We start from the raw sequence: 17,775 nt of genomic DNA, 5'->3' as shown, positions 1-17,775 counted from the left end.
CGCTCGGCGCGGCCCTCACCGGAGCGGGCCCGGTCAGTGGTTGCGGGGGAAGCCCAGGTCGACGCCGGCCGGGGCGTCGGCGGGGTCGGGCCAGCGGGTGGTGACGACCTTGCCGCGGGTGTAGAAGTGGGTGCCGTCGTTGCCGTAGATGTGGTGGTCGCCGAAGAGGGAGTCCTTCCAGCCGCCGAAGGAGTGGTAGCCGACGGGGACGGGGATCGGCACGTTGACGCCGACCATGCCGGCCTCGACCTCCAGCTGGAAGCGGCGGGCCGCACCGCCGTCGCGGGTGAAGATCGCGGTGCCGTTGCCGAAGGGGGAGGCGTTGACGAGGGCGAGGCCCTCCTCGTAGGTCTCCGCGCGCAGGACGCACAGGACGGGGCCGAAGATCTCGTCGCGGTAGGCGGCGGCGGTGGTCGGCACGCGGTCCAGGAGGCTGATGCCGATCCAGTGGCCGTCCTCGTGGCCGTCGACGGTGTAGCCGGTGCCGTCGAGGACGACCTCGCAGCCCTCGGCCGCCGCGCCGGTGACGTAGGAGGCGACCTTGTCACGGTGGGCGGCGGTGATCAGCGGGCCCATCTCGGACGCCGGGTCGTTGCCGGGCCCGATCTTGATCTTCTCGGCCCGCTCGCGGATCTTCGCCACCAGCTCGTCGCCGATCGCGCCGACGGCGACGACCGCGGAGATCGCCATGCAGCGCTCGCCCGCCGAGCCGTAGGCGGCGGAGACGGCCGCGTCGGCGGCCGCGTCGAGGTCGGCGTCGGGCAGGACCAGCATGTGGTTCTTCGCCCCGCCGAGCGCCTGGACCCGCTTTCCGTTCGCGGACGCGGTGGTGTGGATGTACCGGGCGATCGGGGTGGAGCCGACGAACGAGACCGCGGCGACGTCCGGGTGCTCCAGGAGGCGGTCGACGGCCACCTTGTCGCCGTGGACGACGTTGAAGACGCCCTCCGGCAGCCCGGCCTCGGCGAGCAGCTCGGCGATCTTCAGGGCGGCCGACGGGTCCTTCTCCGACGGCTTCAGGACGAAGGTGTTGCCGCACGCGATGGCGATCGGGAACATCCACATCGGCACCATGGCCGGGAAGTTGAACGGCGTGATGCCCGCGACGACCCCGAGCGGCTGCCGGATCGAGGACACGTCGACGTTCCGCGCGACCTGCGTGGAGAGCTCGCCCTTGAGCTGCACGGTGATCCCGCACGCCAGGTCGACGATCTCCAGACCCCGGGCGACCTCGCCGAGCGCGTCGGAGTGCACCTTGCCGTGCTCTGCGGTGATCAGCTCGGCGACGGCGTCCCGGTTCGCGTCGAGCAGCGCGCGGAACGCGAACAGGATCGAGGTCCGCTGGGCGAGCGAGGACGTGCCCCAGCCGCCGGTGTAGGCGGCGCGGGCGGCGGCGACCGCCGTGTCGACCTCGTCGGCCGAGGCGAGCGCGACCCGGGTGGTGACCGCGCCGGTCGCCGGGTCGGTGACCGGGCCCCAGTTGCCGGACGTGCCCTCGACGCTCTTGCCACCGATCCAGTGGTTGACGGTCTTCGTCATGTCGTGCGTACTCCTTCACAGATGGCGTCAGTTGGCGTCGAACGGGCGGCGGCCGCGCGGGTCCGGTCCCGGAAACCGGCCCTCTATAGAGGCCGATCTCGAAAACGCGCCCCTATAGAGGGCGCTTTCGCGCCGCGGCCTGCCGGACGTACTCCTGGTGCGCCCGGACCGCGGCCGGCCGGCTCGCGGTCTCGGCCACGGGAACATCCCACCACGCCTGTGCACCGATAGCGCCGGACACTGTGTCGTCTGTTTCGGTCTCCACGTAGACACATGTGGGACCGTCCGCCGCCCGCGCCCGCGCGAGCGACTTCCGCAGGTCGCCGACGGTCTGCGCGCGCAGCACCGGCACTCTTAGAGAGGCCGCGTTGGCGGCGAGGTCGACGGGGAGCGGGTCGCCGGTGAAGCCGCCGTCGGGGGCCCGGTGGCGGTACGCGGTGCCGAACCGCTCCCCTCCGACGCTCTCCGACAGGCCGCCGATGGAGGCGTACCCGTGGTTCTGGAGGATGACGACCTTGATGCCGATCCCCTCCTGCACCGCGGTGACCAGCTCCGTGGGGTTCATCAGGTACGCGCCGTCCCCGACGAGCGCCCACACCGTCCGCCCGGGCGCGGCGAGCCGCACGCCGAGCGCGGCGGGGATCTCGTAGCCCATGCAGGAGTAGCCGTACTCGACGTGGTACTGGTCCGGGGCGCGGGTCCGCCACAGCTTGTGGAGGTCGCCGGGGAGGGAGCCGGCCGCGTTGACCAGGATGTCGTCGCCGGTGACCAGCGCGTCCAGCGCGCCGAGGACCTGCGTCTGGGTCGGGCGGACGGTGTCGGGCGCGGCGTAGGCGGCGTCCACGCGCGCCTCCCAGTCGGCCTTGGCCCGGGTGTAGGCGTCGACGTACGCCGCGGGGACCCGGTGGCCGTCCAGGAGCGCAGACAGCGCCGTCAGCGCCTCCCGGGCGTCGCCGACGACGGTCCGCGCGGACTGCTTGTGGGCGTCGAACGGGGCGATGTTGACGTTGACGAACCGCACGCCGGGGTCGGTGAAGAGGGTCCCGGAGGCGGTGGTGAAGTCGGTGTACCGGGTGCCGACGCCGATCACCAGGTCGGCCCCGCGCGCCAGGTCGTCGGCGGTCGCCGTCCCCGTGTGGCCGATCCCGCCGACGTCCGCCGGGTGGTCGTGGGGCAGCGCGCCCTTGCCGGCCTGCGTCGAGGCGACCGGGACGCCCGTCCGGGTCGCGAAGTCCCGCAGCGCGCCCTGCGCCGCGCTGTGCCGCACCCCGCCGCCCGCGACGAGCAGCGGCCGGCGCGCGGCCCGTACGGCCTGCGCCGCGTCGGCCAGCTCGCCCGCGTCCGGGACTGGCCGCCGGATCCGCCAGACGCGCGTCGCGAAGAACTCCGCCGGCCAGTCGTACGCCTCCGCCTGCACGTCCTGCGGCAGGGCGAGCGTCACCGCGCCGGTCTGCGCCGGGTCGGTGAGCACCCGGACGGCCTCCAGCGCGGCGGGGACGAGCGCCTCGGGGCGGCCGATCCGGTCGAAGTACCGGGAGACGGGCCGCAGGCAGTCGTTGACCGACACGTCCCCCGCGAAGGGGACCTCCAGCTGCTGCAGGACGGGGTCGGCGCGGCGGGTGGCGAAGGTGTCCCCCGGGAGGAGGAGGACGGGCAGGTGGTTGACGGTCGCGAGCGCGGCGCCGGTGACGAGGTTGGTCGCGCCGGGGCCGATGGACGTCGTCACCGCGTGCACGGAGAGCCGCTCGCACTGGCGCGCGTAGCCGACCGCCGCGTGCACCATGGCCTGCTCGTTGCGGCCCTGGTGGAAGGGCATCTCGTCCGCGTGCTCGACCAGCGCCTGGCCGATCCCGGCGACGTTGCCGTGTCCGAAGATCCCCCAGGTCGCGGCGACCAGCCGCTGCCGGACGCCGTCCCGCTCGGTGTACTGCCGGGACAGGAAGCGGATCAGGGCCTGGGCGACGGTCAGGCGGACGGTGGGGGCGTCGGTCACCGGTAGCCCTCCTCTCCTTGGTCCGGGTGGAAGCGGATGTTCCAGGCGCGGTCCTCGCCCGCGCCGGGGCCCGCCATCACGTTCAGGTAGTACAGGGCGCGGTCCGGCGGCGCGATCGACGGGCCGTGCCAGCCGTCGGGGACGAGGACGGCGTCCCCCGTGCGGACCTCGGCGATCAGGTCCGTGCCGCCCGGGCGGGAGGGGCTGACCCGCTGGTAGCCCGCCGCCCGCCGGCCCTCGACCTCGAAGTAGTAGATCTCCTCGAGTTCCGCCTCCTCGCCGGGGACGTGCTCGTCGTGCTTGTGCGGGGGGTACGAGGACCAGTGCGCGGCGGGGGTGATCACCTCGACGGCGATCAGGCGGTCGCAGGCGAAGGTGTCGGCGGCGGCGAAGTTGCGGACGGTGCGGGAGGTCTTCCGCGTACCGCGGTGTTCGACGGGGACGGCGTCGGCGTTCCCGTACCGGGCGGGCAGGGTCCGCTCGCAGCGGGCGCCGGCCAGGGCGAGGCGGGCGCCCGCGCCGGAGGAGAGCTGGGCGTGGGCGTGGCGGGGGACGTACGCGAAGTCCGTCGTGCCCGTGAAGACGTCGTGGCGGCCGCCGAGTTCGATGAGCTCGGTGCCGTCCACCAGGATCGTGCAGCCGCCGTTCAGCGGCAGCACGATCCACTCCGCGTCACCCGTGGCGAGCTGGTGTACGTCGCCGGGGCCGAGTTCCAGGATCCGCAGCGCGGAGTACGACCACTTCGCGCGCTCGGGGTCGATGTCCAGTGCGTACGGTCCGTACGCGGCGCTCCCTTTCGGTACGTGCACGTCCGCTCCTCTCCGGGGCTCCGCCCCGAGTCTTCTCCCCCACCCCTTCCCCAAGTCCCTGGGCGGGCGCCTTTGCGCCTGCCGGCGCGTGCACGGGCTGCGCCCGCGCGGCCTCAAACGCCGGCCGGGCTGGATTTTTTGGCGCCGCGTGCCCAGCGCAGCGTCGTTCGCTCCCGCCGCAGGAGGCCTCCCGCAGCGGGACCGCACCTCAGGTGTGCCCCCGCGCGAGCGCCCGCCGCACCTCCTCGGGGAACGGCATCGCCGAGGAGCAGGCCAGGCGGCCCGCGACGATCGCGCCCGCCGCGTTGGCGAAGCGGACGGCGTCCGGGAGGGGCGCCCCGGTGAGGAGGCCGTGGCAGAGCGCGCCGCCGAACGCGTCGCCGGCACCCAGGCCGTTGACGACCTCGACGTCGACGGGGGGCGCCTCGACGAGCGTGCCGTCGCGGTGGAGGGCGAGCACGCCGTCGGGCCCCTGTTTGACGACGGCGAGCTCGACGCCCGCGTCGAGGAGGGCCTCGGCGGCGGCGCGCGGGGAGCGTTCGCCCGTGGCGACCTCGACCTCGTCGAGGTTGCCGACGGCGACGGTCGCGTGGGCGAGCGCGCGCCGGTAGGGGGCGCGGGCGGCCTCGGGGGACCCGTCGGCCCAGAACATCGGCCGCCAGTCGAGGTCGAAGACGGTGACGCCGGAGCGCGAGCGCGCCTCCAGCGCGGCGAGGGTCGCGGACCGGCTTGGCTCGGCGCAGAGCCCGGTGCCGGTCATCCAGAAGATCCGGGCGGACCGCAGCGCGGGGAGGTCGAGTTCGCGGGCGTGGACGACGAGGTCGGGCGCGACGGGCGACCGGTAGAAGTACAGCGGGAAGTCGTCGGGCGGGAACACCTCGCAGAAGGTGACGGGGGTGGGGAGGCCCGGCACCGACGTCACCCACCGGTCGTCGACGCCGAAGTCGCGCAACGCGGAGTGCAGGTAGCGGCCGAACGGGTCGTCACCGGTGCGGGTGACGACGGCCGTCCGCAGCCCGAGCCGCGCCGCGGCGACGGCGACGTTGGTCGGGGACCCGCCGAGGAACTTTCCGAAGGACTCCACGCGTTCCAGGGGCACACCCGTCTGGAGCGGGTAGAGATCCACCCCGATCCGCCCCATGGTGATCAGGTCGTACGGACCTGCCGCCGCCCCGTCCGCCGCCCCGCCGTCCGTCTCCATGCCTCCCGGTCTAGTGCCGCCGCCGGGCCCTGTCAACAGAATGTCCGGACAACAGGACCGCCCCCTTGACGCCGTCCGGAAAGCCCCGGAGGGTCGTTTCCATGGCCACCTCCGCAGACACCCCGGCCCCCGCCCCGTCGCGCATCAGGATCGGCTCCGCGCCCGACTCCTGGGGCGTCTGGTTCCCCGACGACCCGCGCCAGGTGCCCTGGCAGCGGTTCCTGGACGAGGTGTCCGAGGCGGGGTACGCGTGGATCGAGCTGGGCCCGTACGGCTACCTGCCGACGGACCCGGCGCGGCTCGCGGAGGAGACGGGGCGGCGCGGGCTGAGGGTGTCGGCGGGGACGGTCTTCACCGGCCTGCACCACGGGCCCGCGGTGTGGGAGTCCACCTGGGAGCACGTCAGCCGGATCGCGGCCCTGACCCGCGCCATGGGCGCGGAGCACCTGGTGTCGATCCCGTCCTTCTGGCGCGACGACAAGTCCGGCGCCGTCCTGGAGGACCGCGTCCTCACCCCCGAGCAGTGGGGGCACCTCACCGCCCAGACCGAGCGGCTCGGCCACGAGCTGCGCGAGCGGTACGGCCTGCGGCTCGTCGTCCACCCGCACGCGGACACCCACCTGGCCGGGCGCGAGGACGTCGAGCGCTTCCTGGACGCGACCGACCCCGACCGGGTGAGCCTCTGCCTGGACACCGGGCACTACGCGTACTGCGGGGGCGACAGCGTCGAGCTGATCGAGGCCTACGGCGAGCGGATCGGCTACCTGCACCTCAAGCAGGTGGACCCGGCGGTCCTCGCCGAAGTGGTCGCCGAGGGCACCCCCTTCGGGCCGGCCGTCGCGCGCGGGGTGATGTGCGAGCCGCCCCTCGGCGTCCCCGCGCTCGAACCGGTCCTGGCGGCGGCCCAGGGCCTGGACGCCGAGCTGTTCGCGATCGTGGAGCAGGACATGTACCCGTGCGCACCGGACACCCCGCTGCCGATCGCCGCGCGGACCCGCGCGTTCCTGCGCTCCTGCGGAGTCTGAAACGGCGTCCGCCCGACGCCGGTTCACCCGGACGGCGCAGGCGGAACGGTCACAGGTGTGCACGCCGCGTCACGCATGTCCCCGGGACGCGGGTTCCGCGTCACAGGGAGGCGACAAGGCCGCTCCCCGGCCGAGTCGGCGGCGCGGACCGGGAAGGGGCCCGGTGATCGTGGAGCGCTCGCGCCGCGGCCTCCCCCCGGCGGCTCCCCCGAGCCCGACGCGGCGGCGGCGACGCGCCACAGGGAGGTGCCCCTCTTGACCGACCCCGAACTCTGGTCCTACAAGGAGATCGCCGCGCACATCCGGGTCCAGCCCGACACCGTGCGCTCGTACCGCAAGCACGGCCTGCTGCCGCGGCCCGACCGCACCGAGGGCGGCAGACCGTACTGGTTCGCCGACACGATCCGCAGCTGGGTGGCGAACCGGCCGCGCAACCGGGGCCGCACCGGCTGACCGGGCGCACGAACACCTGTACGCCGAACGGGTCCCCGCCCCCGCGCCGCCGCGGGCGGGGCCCGGCTGTCATGATGCCGGGATGTCCGACTCCGCAACCGCGCTCCTGATGGCCGCCGGCGCCGAAACGATCGAACACCCCGGCGGCACCCTGCTCGCCCATCTCCGCCGTGTGCACGACCAGTTGGGCGCCTGGGGCGGCCGCCCCGCACTCCGGCTGGCCGGCCTCTGCCACGCCTTCTACGGGACCGAGGGCTTCCCCGCCCAGCTGCTCCCGCTCGACGAACGGACCAAGCTCGCCGCCGCGATCGGCGAGGAGGCCGAGGAGATCGTCTACTTCTACGGCTCCTGCGACCGCTCCGCGTCCTACCCGGCCCTCACCGAAGCCGACGGCGTCTTCCGCGACCGGTTCACCGGCGAGTGCTTCACCCCCTCGCTGCGCCGGCGCCAGGACCTCGCCGAGCTGACGGCGGCGAACGAGCTGGACCTGGCCCGGATCAGCCTCCCGTTCCGCGCCCGCTGGGGCGGGGCCCTGCTGGAGCTGTTCACCCGCTTCGACCCGCTGCTCAGCGAGGCCGCGCGCAGCGAGGTGAAGCTGATCCTGGGGGCGTGACGGCGCGGCACCGGAAAGCGACATAAGCCCCGTAGCGGATCATCTGCCCTAAACTCCGGACCAGACGCCGATCCGGAGGGACCCCCATGTCTCAGCCCACCGCCGATCCCGGCGGGCCGTACTCCGCGCCCCCCGCCCCCGACCCCGCGCACGGCTGGGGGCAGCAGACCAGGCCGCCGCACCCCGCACCGCACCCGCCCGCCCCGGAGACCAGGCCCGGGCTGTGGAAGCGCTGCCTGTGGGGCGGACTCGCGCTCTGGGTGCTGACCGCGGCGGTCACCTACGCCACCGAGAACACCACCCTGCTGCCGACGCTCATCCTGCTCGGCAGCTTCCTCGTCCCCGGCGTCTTCGTGGTGTGGGCGCACGAGCGGCACGGCGCGGACATCGGCGTCCGCCCCATCCTCGGCTGCTTCGTGACCGGCGGGATCCTCGGCGTCCTCGGCGCGTCCGTCATGGAGTACTACCTGCTCCACCCCTCACTGTGGATGTTCGTCGGCGTCGGCCTGATCGAGGAGGCGGTGAAGCTCGCCGCGCTGATGTTCGTCCTGCGCCGCTACCCCCACCTGCGGGGCGTACGGGCCGGACTCGTGCTCGGCGCGGCGGTCGGCTTCGGGTTCGCCGCGTTCGAGAGCTCCGGGTACGCCTTCAACGCGGCCGTCACCATGGAGGGCATCGACCTGCGGGCGCTGCTCCAGACCGAGCTGCTGCGCGGCCTGCTCGCCCCGTTCGGGCACGGGCTGTGGACGGCGATCGCCGGCGCGGTCCTGCTCGCCGCTCGCCGCCCCGACGGGCGCTTCCGGATCACCGGCGCGGTCGTCGGCACCTACCTCGGCGTCTCGCTGCTGCACGCGCTGTGGGACTCCACGCACGGCATCGCGATCTGGCTCACCGCGCACGTCACCGGCATCACGCAGCTCCAGCAGAGCGTCTTCGAGGCGGGGTACATCCCGGACCCGACGAGCGAGCAGCAGCACTGGTTCACGTTCTTCTCCGTGGGCGGACTGGTGCTGGTGTCGCTCGCGGGACTCGCGTGGCTGCGGTCGCTGGCGGTCGCGGCTCGTCAACGTACCCCCTAGGGGTATAGAGTGCGTGGGTCGGGAGGTACTCCGGAGACGAGTACCCCCCGCGCCCCCGACACGCCTCCCCGAGGAGAACGACATGACCGCTCCGACCGAACTCCCCCAGGCCGCGTCCGGCTGCTGCGGCGGCTCCGGCGCCTGCGCCCCCGAGGCGGCGGCCGGCTCCGTCACCGCGGTGTACGAGGTGAAGGGGATGACCTGCGGACACTGCGAGGGGGCGGTGGCCGGCGAGCTGTCCGAGCTGCCGGGCGTGGCGTCCGTGCAGGCCGCGGCGGCGACGGGGCGGGTGACGGTGGTCTCCGCCGCGCCGCTCGACGAGGACGCGGTGCGCGCGGCGGTCGACGAGGCGGGGTACGAGCTGGTCGGCACGGTCTGATCCCGCGGGGAGGCCGTCCCCGATCGTGACCAAGAGTTGTGGCCGGAAGACCTTCACAGAGTCCCCCCAACTCGCTTACGCTGAAGCCCCCGTCCGACCGGACGGGGGCTCGCGCGTGAACCGGACATCTGCGCGAGACACAGATCACACTGTCGTGAGCGTAACCAATTCAGGTGGTCGCCAGTCTTATAAGACGATGCCGAGCGTCTTGGGGGACGTTCAGCGGACGTCTTGGGGGACGTCCCTCGGCGAGCGTCGGCCGGGGTGCGTGCACCGGGGAGCTTGAGCGGCCCTCCCGCGCGTACGTGTCCCGGCCGTGGGACGCAGGGCTCCGACAGCACAGCGCGACACCACAGGCACCAGCCTCCATAGACGCCCGGACGGATCCCGTGGGGGGAATCCGCACCGGGGGAAATGGAAAGCGCCCCGCCTGCCGACCCGTGGGGGGATCGGTAGCGGGGCGCTTTTCCACGCGCGGACCCCGAAGGCAGCCCGTCGGGCCGGGGGCAGCCCCCAGCCCGACGGAACCGGCTACGCGGAGAGGCTCAGCGCTCCTCGACCGGGACGAAGTCCCGCTCGACCTGGCCGGTGACTGTGCTGACCCGGGGGTCAACCCCCGGACCCCCGGCAGCCTCCCGGCTCACCCTGCGCCTCGGAACGAAACTCAGCGCTCCTCGACCGGGACGAAGTCCCGCTCGACCTGGCCGGTGTAGATCTGGCGGGGGCGGCCGATGCGGGAGCCGGGCTCCTTGATCATCTCGTGCCACTGGGCGATCCAGCCGGGCAGCCGGCCGAGCGCGAAGAGGACGGTGAACATCTCGGTCGGGAAGCCCATCGCGCGGTAGATGAGGCCCGTGTAGAAGTCCACGTTCGGGTAGAGGTTGCGCGAGACGAAGTAGTCGTCGCTGAGCGCGTGCTCCTCCAGCTTGAGCGCGATGTCGAGCAGCTCGTCGGACTTGCCGAGCGCGGCCAGCACCTCGTGCGCGGCGGCCTTGATGATCTTCGCGCGCGGGTCGAAGTTCTTGTAGACCCGGTGGCCGAAGCCCATCAGCCGGACGCCGTCCTCCTTGTTCTTCACCTTGGTGATGAACGCGTCGACGTCGCCGCCGTCCCGCTGGATGCCCTCGAGCATCTCCAGGACGGACGCGTTCGCACCGCCGTGCAGGGGACCCCACAGCGCGCTGATGCCCGCCGAGATCGAGGCGAACATGTTCGCCTGCGAGGACCCGACCAGCCGCACGGTGGACGTCGAGCAGTTCTGCTCGTGGTCCGCGTGCAGGATCAGCAGCTTGTCGAGCGCGTCGACGACGACCGGGTCCGGCACGTACTCCTGCGCCGGCACGGAGAACGTCATCCGCAGGAAGTTCTCGACGTAGCCGAGGTCGTTACGCGGGTAGACGAACGGGTGGCCGATCGACTTCTTGTACGCGTACGCCGCGATCGTCGGCAGCTTCGCGAGCAGCCGGATCGTCGAGATGTGGCGCTGCTTCTCGTCGAACGGGTTGTGGCTGTCCTGGTAGAACGTGGACAGCGCGGAGACCACCGAGGACAGCATCGCCATCGGGTGCGCGTCCCGCGGGAACCCGTCGAAGAACCGCTTGACGTCCTCGTGCAGCAGCGTGTGCTGGGTGATCTCGCCGCGGAAGGTCTCGAGCTCGTCGGCGTTCGGCAGCTCGCCGTTGATCAGCAGGTACGCCGTCTCGATGAAGCTGGCGTCCTCGGCCAGCTGCTCGATCGGGTAGCCGCGGTAGCGCAGGATGCCCTGCTCGCCGTCGAGGTAGGTGATCGCGGACTTGTAGGCCGCGGTGTTGCCGTAACCGCTGTCCAGGGTCACAAGACCGGTCTGGGCCCTGAGCTTCCCGATGTCGAAGCCCTTGTCGCCGACGGTGGAGTCGATCACCGGGTAGGTGTACTCGTCGTCGCCGTAACGCACTACTACTGCTTTGTCGCCGTGCTCGCGCTTCTCGCTCACGTCATCCCTCACCGACGTCTGTCCTCTTCTTCGAGGTGCCCTGACTGCTTCTACCATCCCCCACTCGGCTCAGAAGAGTGCACTCGGGGTCGGCCGTTGGGCCCTATGGCGGCACCCAGTGCCACCAGCCTGCCCATCCTGCCCCCTTCGACCCGGTTCCGGAAGACCTGCGTGATGTAAGACACCGTTTTGATCGATCATCTTTCACCGGACCTCCGCATCAGCCCGGTCCCGCCCCCCGCAGCGCCCCGCTCAGCCGGTGGTCGAGCGCGGTGTGGCGGCGGCCGGCCGACACCGTCCGCACCGCCTGGCCGATCGCCTTGCGGGAGCCGACGAGGACGACGAGCTTCTTCGCCCGGGTGACCGCCGTGTAGAGCAGGTTGCGCTGGAGCATCATCCAGGCGCCGGTGGTCACGGGCACGACGACGGCCGGGTACTCGCTGCCCTGCGAGCGGTGGATGGTCACCGCGTAGGCGTGCGCCAGCTCGTCCAGCTCGTCGAAGTCGTAGGGGACGTCCTCGTCCTCGTCGGTGCGGACGGTCAGCTTCTGCTCGTCGAGGTCGAGCGCGGTGACGACGCCGACGGTGCCGTTGAAGACCCCGTTCTCCCCCTTGTCGTAGTTGTTGCGGATCTGGGTGACCTTGTCGCCGACGCGGAAGACCCGGCCGCCGAACCGCTTCTCCGGCAGGTCGGGGCGGGCGGGGGTGATCGCCTGCTGGAGCAGCCCGTTGAGGTGGCCCGCACCGGCCGGCCCGCGGTGCATCGGGGCGAGCACCTGGACGTCCCGGCGCGGGTCGAGGCCGAACTTGCGCGGGACGCGGCGGGCGGCGACGTCGACCGTGAGCAGCCCGGCGTCCTCGGTCTCGTCCTCGACGAAGAGGAAGAAGTCCGTCATGCCGTCGGTGACGGGGTGCTTCCCGGAGTTGATCCGGTGCGCGTTCGTGACCACGCCGGACTGCTGCGCCTGCCGGAAGATCCGGGTCAGCCGGACGGCGGGCACCGGGCTGCCGGGGGCCAGCAGGTCGGCCAGGACCTCGCCCGCGCCGACCGACGGCAGCTGGTCGACGTCCCCGACCAGGAGCAGGTGGGCGCCGGGCGCGACCGCCTTGACCAGCTTGTTGGCGAGCAGCAGGTCCAGCATGGAGGCCTCGTCGACGACGACGAGGTCGGCGTCGAGCGGCCGGTCGCGGTCGTACGCCGCGTCGCCGCCCGGCTTGAGTTCGAGCAGCCGGTGGACGGTGGAGGCCTCGGCGCCGGTGAGCTCGGCGAGCCGCTTGGCCGCGCGGCCGGTGGGCGCGGCGAGCACCACCTTGGCCTTCTTCGCCCGGGCCAGTTCGACCACCGACCGGACGGTGAACGACTTGCCGCAGCCGGGGCCGCCGGTCAGCACGGCGACCTTCTCGGTCAGCGCGAGCCTGACGGCCTGCTCCTGCTCCGGGGCGAGCTCGGCGCCGGTACGGGACCCCAGCCACGTCAGGGCGCGGGTCCAGTCGACGTCCCGGAACGCCGGCATCCGGTCCTCGCCGGTCCGCAGCAGGCGCAGGACCTGGGCGGCGAGCGACATCTCGGCGCGGTGGAAGGGGACGAGGTAGACGGCCGTCACCGGCTCCCCGCCGGGCTCGTCCCCGGGGACCTTCTCGCGGACCACGCCCTCGTCGTCCGCGGCGAGTTCGCCCAGGCAGTCGATGACGAGACCGGTGTCGACCTGGAGGAGCTTGACGGCGTCGGCGATCAGCCGGTCCTCGGGGAGGTAGCAGTTGCCCTGGTCGGTGGCCTGCGACAGGGCGTACTGCAGACCCGCCTTGACCCGCTCGGGGCTGTCGTGCGGGATGCCGACGGCCTGGGCGATGCGGTCGGCGGTGAGGAAGCCGATGCCCCAGACGTCGGCCGCGAGCCGGTACGGCTCGTTGCGCACGACGGAGATGGAGCCGTCGCCGTACTTCTTGTAGATGCGCACGGCGATGGAGGTGGAGACGCCGACGCCCTGGAGGAAGACCATGACCTCCTTGATGGCCTTCTGCTCCTCCCAGGCCGCGGCGATCATCTTCGTGCGCTTCGGGCCGAGTCCGGGGACCTCGACCAGCCGCTTCGGGGACCGCTCGATGACGTCGAGGGTGTCCACGCCGAAGTGGGTGGTGATCCGGTCGGCCATGACCGGGCCGATGCCCTTGATCAGGCCCGAGCCGAGGTAGCGGCGGATGCCCTGGATCGTGGCGGGGAGCACGGTCGTGTAGTTCTCGACGGTGAACTGCTTGCCGTACTGGGAGTGCGAGCCCCAGCGCCCCTCCATCCGCAGCGACTCCCCCACCTGCGCGCCGAGCAGCGAGCCGACGACCGTGAGCAGGTCCCCCGCCCCGCGCCCGGTGTCCACGCGCGCGACGGTGTACCCGTTCTCCTCGTTGCTGTAGGTGATCCGCTCCAGGACCCCTTCGAGCACCGAGAAGTTCGGGCCGGTACCGCGGCTGGCTTCGGTGGTGGTGCCGGACATGGTCCGACCGTAGCGGGGGCCACTGACATCGCACCCGAGGGGTAACCAAAACCGCGCGGCCGCGTTGTCAGGAACGGCGAGCTCTCTCGCCCCTCCGCCCCCGGGCCTCGTCCGCTGATCGGCCTACCCCGCCCGACAGCCGGGTCGGCCGAAGCTCCCTACCGGAAGAACCGTCACGTGAACCTGCGCGAGCTCGCCTCGAAGTACGCCCCCAGGACCAAGCCCCAGCCCGCCGCGCCGCCCGCCCCCGCCGCGGTCCCGAACGTCGACACCGAGCAGATCCTCCGCGCGCTCAAGGAGCAGAACAGGTCGCTGTCCAACGCGATCACCGGCATCCGCAAGCAGCTGGAGCACCAGCCCTACGTCATCGCCGAGCTGATGCGCCGCCACGAGCAGCTCATCGAGGGCGACATGCCGATGCCGGTGCTGGGCGCGAACTGGGCGGCGGTCGCTCCGACGATCCTGTTCGTCGTCGACGAGATCCTCGGCCGGCCCGGCCGCCGCACCATGCTGGAGTGCGGCTCGGGAGCGTCCACCCTCTGGACGGCGGCCGCCCTGCGCAAGCGCGGCGAGGGCCACGTGACCTCCGTCGAGCACGACAAGGAGTACGCCGAGGTGACCCGGCAGCGGCTCGCGGACCACGGCCTGGAGTCGTGGGCGACCGTCGTCGACGCGCCCCTGATCGACATCGACGTGCCCGGTCTCGGCACCCAGCCCTGGTACGACCTGTCCGGGCTCGGCGAGGTCGGCGAGGTCGACCTGCTCTTCGTCGACGGCCCGCCCCGCCCGACCGCGCCGCTCGCCCGCTACCCCGCGGTCCCGCAGCTCCTGCCCCGGCTGGCGCACGGCGCGCTGGTCGTGCTCGACGACACCAACCGCAAGGCCGAGCGGGACATCACGAAGATGTGGGCGGCCGAGGGTGCCTTCGACCGGCGCATCACGTTCGTCAAGGACGTGGCCCGCTCCACCGTCCTGCAGCTCGACTGAGCGCATCGGGGTCGATGGGGCGCGCGGAGGCGGTGGACGCGGAGGTCCCTGGGGGCGCGGGGATCCCGGGGGCGCGCGGGGCGGGGGGCCTTCCCGAGGAGGTCCCCGACCCCGGCTCCCCGTCCGCGCGGGGCGTTCAGGGGGCGAAGACGATGTCCAGGACGCGGGACATGCGGACGTCGAAGACGTGCTTGCCGGGCTGGACCAGGTCCTCCTTGCGGTTGAGCTTCCAGCCGTTGTTCACCCCCTGGTAGTGCCGGTGGTGGATGCGCTCGGAGGTCTCCGCGCCGGTGCCGACGACGCCGTGCACCCGCCACTGCGAGGTGTGCCCGTCGAGCCGGTCCGGGAGGACGGCGTACTTCGTGGTGCACGCGCCGGGGGCGCGGTGGCGGTAGTCGACGAACCGCCGCTGGCGCATCGGGTTGACCGGCTCGGCCGTCGCCTTGGCGATCCAGACGCCCGCGTAGTGGAGGGCCCCGGTCTCGGACTCCGCCGCGTGGTCGAAGACCGGGCGGGCGTCGTCGGTGAGCACCAGTTCGTCGATGTCGGCGCTGATCACGCCGGCCGCCCTGGACAGGTAGCGGAACCGCCCGTGCTCCAGGAGGGAGTACTGGCAGTAGTCGGAGTCCCAGACCTTGTTCGGGCCCGGGCCCGGCCCCCAGGGGTAGTTCCACGCGACGACGACGGCCGTGGTGATCCCCTCCACCGACGCGATGGCCTCGGCCACGGCGTGGGCGGAATAGGTGCTGGAATTGTTGTCGTAGAACACGACTCCCGTCACACCGTGCACGATGTGGTGATAGCGCAGGAAATCCCGGATCCAGACGAGGTCGTTGTCCTTGGATTTCGTGATGATCGTGCGCTGCCCGGCGAACAGCTCGGATTCGTCGGGCGCGATGACCGTGTTCAGCCGCAGGTCGCCCACGTCGAGCGTGAGGTGGCGTCCGGGGCGGACGCCGGTGATCCGGGAGCGCTGGGTGCGGCCCCAGTCCTTCAGGGAGACCGATCCGCTGACGTCGGCGCCGTCCACCCGCCACTCGGCGCCCTGCAGGACGGGGCGCAGGTTGTGCAGGGGCGGGCCGGAGAGCCAGACGTCGTCGCCGTGCCGGAAGGCGTCGTAGAACAGCGTCCGGTCGTCGAACTTCTCCAGGTAGTCGGGCTGCCGGTCCTCCGGCTTGCGGGGCGGCTCGCGGCGGAGCGCGGAGGCGGCGGGCAGGGTGATGCCGGTGGGCTCGACGACCTTGACGACGGGCTCGGGGACGCGCCCCTCCGCGCGCAGCCGGTCCCAGGAGGCGCGGGCCGCGCGGATCGGCCGCAGGTACTCCTCCAGGGTGAGCGGGCCCGCGGTCCGCGGCGACCGGTCGGCGTCCGCCTCCAGCCGGTCGACGCGCTCCTGGAGCCGCGCGAGTTCCGCGCGGAGGGTGTCGGGAGAATTCCCGTCCCCCGACGTGTCGGGCCGGCCGATGATCTCAGTTGACATGCTGACTCCAGATACCGGAGCGCCCTTTCCCTGCATTCGCTTGTCACCGGGCAGCAGGGCGCGGACATTTCACGCCCGGTGGGGCGGCCAGCATATCGCCGGGTCCGGATCCGGAATTCCCGCATTCGCGCTCGAATTCGTTCTCGTATGCGCACGAGGAACGCGTTTTCGGATCGGGCGGGAATGTCCTCCGCCGCTGCGGGAGATCTGACGACCTCGACCGCACGTTTTCGAGGGGCCCGGTCCCCCCGGGCCGGGCCCCTCGTGTTCCCCCTCCGTCGCCAGGCCTCCGCGATCCCCCCGGATCCCCCTCCAGAAGACCTGACACCCAGTGAGACAGGCCAAGGGGGACAAGGGTTGTACGCGGATCCGAAGTTTTTTCTCCGCTTCCGGTCGCGGGCCGGACGAGGCCCCGTGCGGCCCTCGTGCGGGCCGCGTTGTCAGTGGCGCGTGCGACAGTGCGGACCATGGAAGCGAAGAGTGTCGTCGAGGCCCTGTGGGACCGCATCCAGGCGCGCGACTGGGCGGGCGTGGCGGAGCTGGTCGCCGGCGACGTCGTGGTCGAGTGGCCCCTCAGCCGGGAGCGGATCGTCGGGGCGGAGAACTTCGTCGCGGTCAACAGCGAGTACCCCGCGGGCTGGTCGATCCGCGTGCTGCGGATCGTCGCCGAGGGGGACGAGGTCGCCTCCGAGGTGGAGGTCCCCCACGACGACCTCGGCCTCTTCCGCGCGGCCTCCTTCTGGACGGTCGAGGACGGCCGGGTGGTGCGGGGCCGCGAGTACTGGACGCAGGTGGGCTCCGAGTCCCGCCCGGAGTGGCGGGAGGGGATCACGGAACTGGTGTAGGCGCAGCCATGGGTTCGCCCTCCCGGGCGCGGTGCCGTTACGCGGACTCCGTCAGGAGGCGGAGGAGGTGTTCGCGGCCTGCCGTCAGGAGGGCGGGGAGGGCGGGGGCGTCGGGGTGCCAGCGCTTCTCGTACTCCCAGCAGAGCCAGCCGTCCCAGCCCTCGCGGCTGAGGAGTTCGAGGGTCTCGGCGAGGGGGAGGACGCCGGCGCCGAGGGGGACGGGGGCGATGTCGTCGGCCGAGGCGATGTCCTTGACCTGCACGTAGCCGAGGTGCGGGGAGAGGACGGCGTAGGTCGACTCCGGGTCCTCGCCGCCGAGCCAGGTGTGCATGACGTCCCACAGGGCGCCGACGTTGCGGTGGCCGACGGGGCCGAGGACGCGGGCGGCGTCGGCGCCGGTGCGGTGCGAGTCGTGGGTCTCCAGGAGCACCCGTACGCCGCTGTCCGCGGCGACGGGGGCCACCGCGCCGAGCCGGCGGGCCGCCGTCGCGTCGGCCTCCTCGCGCGGGGCGCCGTCCGCGCCGGGGAAGACCCGGACGTACGGGGCGCCCAGGTCCCGGGCGAGGGCGACCAGCTCCCGCAGCTCCGCCTCGACCGGTGCGTCGTCACCCGCCGCGGCGACCTTCGCGTACCCGGCGACGCCGAGGATCTCGACGCCCGCCGCCTTGAACTCCTCCACGGCGGAGGCCCGCTCCTCCGCCGTGCTGCCCGCGTGCAGCGCCTCCTCGGGATGCGCGCGCAACTCCACCCCGTGGTAGCCGTGCTCGGCCGCGAGCCGGGCCGCGTCGGGGACGGAGATGCCGGGGACACCGAGGGTGGAGAACGCAATCTTCATGCCTCCCGACCCTAGCCCCTCCCCCCCGGTGACGGCCCGGCCACGAGCGGCGAGCGCCCGGCCACCCGGGCGATCGC

General features: G+C 72.7%; 15 protein-coding genes. 7 read left to right on the top strand and 8 right to left on the bottom strand.

Translation table 11 applies throughout. From position 1 onward, the window contains the following. Window positions 1-33 precede the first annotated feature (33 nt). From mmsA to iolC, 4 genes are all read right to left on the bottom strand, one after another. Entirely contained in the window at window positions 34-1,539 is a 1,506-nt protein-coding gene (gene mmsA, locus ACFWEG_RS17920) for a CoA-acylating methylmalonate-semialdehyde dehydrogenase (RefSeq protein WP_387216049.1), read from the bottom strand. A 112-nt stretch (window positions 1,540-1,651) separates the two neighbouring features. Beyond that, window positions 1,652-3,532, bottom strand: coding sequence for a 3D-(3,5/4)-trihydroxycyclohexane-1,2-dione acylhydrolase (decyclizing) (gene iolD, locus ACFWEG_RS17915; RefSeq protein WP_387216046.1), 1,881 nt, complete (start codon window positions 3,530-3,532; stop codon window positions 1,652-1,654). Next, complete coding sequence (iolB, locus tag ACFWEG_RS17910) at window positions 3,529-4,395, bottom strand: 5-deoxy-glucuronate isomerase (RefSeq protein WP_387216043.1); 867 nt, start codon at window positions 4,393-4,395, stop codon at window positions 3,529-3,531. Before iolB ends, iolD begins: the two co-directional genes overlap by 4 nt. A 154-nt stretch (window positions 4,396-4,549) precedes the next feature. After that, on the bottom strand, window positions 4,550-5,542 hold the full coding sequence (gene iolC, locus ACFWEG_RS17905) for a 5-dehydro-2-deoxygluconokinase (RefSeq protein ID WP_387216040.1): 993 nt from the start codon (window positions 5,540-5,542) through the stop codon (window positions 4,550-4,552). 101 nt (window positions 5,543-5,643) lie between these two features. Here iolC and ACFWEG_RS17900 point away from each other — a divergent pair, with 101 nt between their 5' ends. From ACFWEG_RS17900 to ACFWEG_RS17880, 5 genes are all read left to right on the top strand, one after another. Beyond that, on the top strand, window positions 5,644-6,567 hold the full coding sequence (locus ACFWEG_RS17900) for a sugar phosphate isomerase/epimerase family protein (RefSeq protein ID WP_387216037.1): 924 nt from the start codon (window positions 5,644-5,646) through the stop codon (window positions 6,565-6,567). Window positions 6,568-6,813: 246 nt separating this feature from the next. After that, on the top strand, window positions 6,814-7,020 hold the full coding sequence (locus ACFWEG_RS17895) for a helix-turn-helix transcriptional regulator (RefSeq protein ID WP_387216034.1): 207 nt from the start codon (window positions 6,814-6,816) through the stop codon (window positions 7,018-7,020). An 82-nt stretch (window positions 7,021-7,102) separates the two neighbouring features. Further along, on the top strand, window positions 7,103-7,633 hold the full coding sequence (locus ACFWEG_RS17890; RefSeq protein WP_387216031.1) for a DUF6817 domain-containing protein: 531 nt from the start codon (window positions 7,103-7,105) through the stop codon (window positions 7,631-7,633). 86 nt (window positions 7,634-7,719) lie between these two features. Further along, the gene (locus tag ACFWEG_RS17885) at window positions 7,720-8,712 is read left to right on the top strand and encodes a PrsW family intramembrane metalloprotease (protein WP_387216028.1); all 993 of its coding nucleotides are present in this window, start codon (window positions 7,720-7,722) and stop codon (window positions 8,710-8,712) included. Window positions 8,713-8,794: 82 nt separating this feature from the next. Further along, window positions 8,795-9,091, top strand: coding sequence for a heavy-metal-associated domain-containing protein (locus ACFWEG_RS17880; protein WP_387216025.1), 297 nt, complete (start codon window positions 8,795-8,797; stop codon window positions 9,089-9,091). 664 nt (window positions 9,092-9,755) lie between these two features. On the opposite strand, the gene ACFWEG_RS17875 is transcribed toward ACFWEG_RS17880, so the two are convergent. Together ACFWEG_RS17875 and ACFWEG_RS17870 are read right to left on the bottom strand one after the other, a co-directional pair. After that, on the bottom strand, window positions 9,756-11,075 hold the full coding sequence (locus ACFWEG_RS17875) for a citrate synthase (protein ID WP_387216022.1): 1,320 nt from the start codon (window positions 11,073-11,075) through the stop codon (window positions 9,756-9,758). 208 nt (window positions 11,076-11,283) lie between these two features. Next, window positions 11,284-13,551: an ATP-dependent RecD-like DNA helicase gene (locus ACFWEG_RS17870; protein WP_387216019.1), complete on the bottom strand. Its 2,268-nt coding sequence runs from the start codon at window positions 13,549-13,551 to the stop codon at window positions 11,284-11,286. A gap of 177 nt (window positions 13,552-13,728) precedes the next feature. On the opposite strand from ACFWEG_RS17870, the gene ACFWEG_RS17865 reads away from it, so the two are divergent. Beyond that, a complete protein-coding gene (locus ACFWEG_RS17865) occupies window positions 13,729-14,538 on the top strand; it encodes a class I SAM-dependent methyltransferase (protein WP_387216016.1) in 810 nt (269 codons plus the stop codon). A gap of 136 nt (window positions 14,539-14,674) precedes the next feature. On the opposite strand, the gene ACFWEG_RS17860 is transcribed toward ACFWEG_RS17865, so the two are convergent. Further along, window positions 14,675-16,018, bottom strand: a complete 1,344-nt coding sequence (locus ACFWEG_RS17860) for a capsule biosynthesis protein CapZ (protein ID WP_387216013.1) — start codon at window positions 16,016-16,018, stop codon at window positions 14,675-14,677. Between the two features lie 467 nt (window positions 16,019-16,485). Between ACFWEG_RS17860 and ACFWEG_RS17855 the strand changes: the two genes are divergently transcribed. Continuing rightward, window positions 16,486-16,863 (top strand): nuclear transport factor 2 family protein, encoded by a 378-nt coding sequence (locus tag ACFWEG_RS17855; protein WP_387216010.1) that lies wholly within the window; start codon window positions 16,486-16,488, stop codon window positions 16,861-16,863. A gap of 37 nt (window positions 16,864-16,900) precedes the next feature. Here ACFWEG_RS17855 and ACFWEG_RS17850 read toward each other — a convergent pair whose 3' ends face one another. Next, on the bottom strand, window positions 16,901-17,698 hold the full coding sequence (locus tag ACFWEG_RS17850; RefSeq protein WP_387216007.1) for a sugar phosphate isomerase/epimerase family protein: 798 nt from the start codon (window positions 17,696-17,698) through the stop codon (window positions 16,901-16,903). Between the last annotated feature and the right edge of the window lie 77 nt (window positions 17,699-17,775).

The sequence above is a fragment of the Streptomyces sp. NPDC060194 genome (assembly GCF_042728285.1).
Lineage (GTDB): Bacteria > Actinomycetota > Actinomycetes > Streptomycetales > Streptomycetaceae > Streptomyces.
This window is presented reverse-complemented; position numbering and strand designations above follow the sequence as displayed.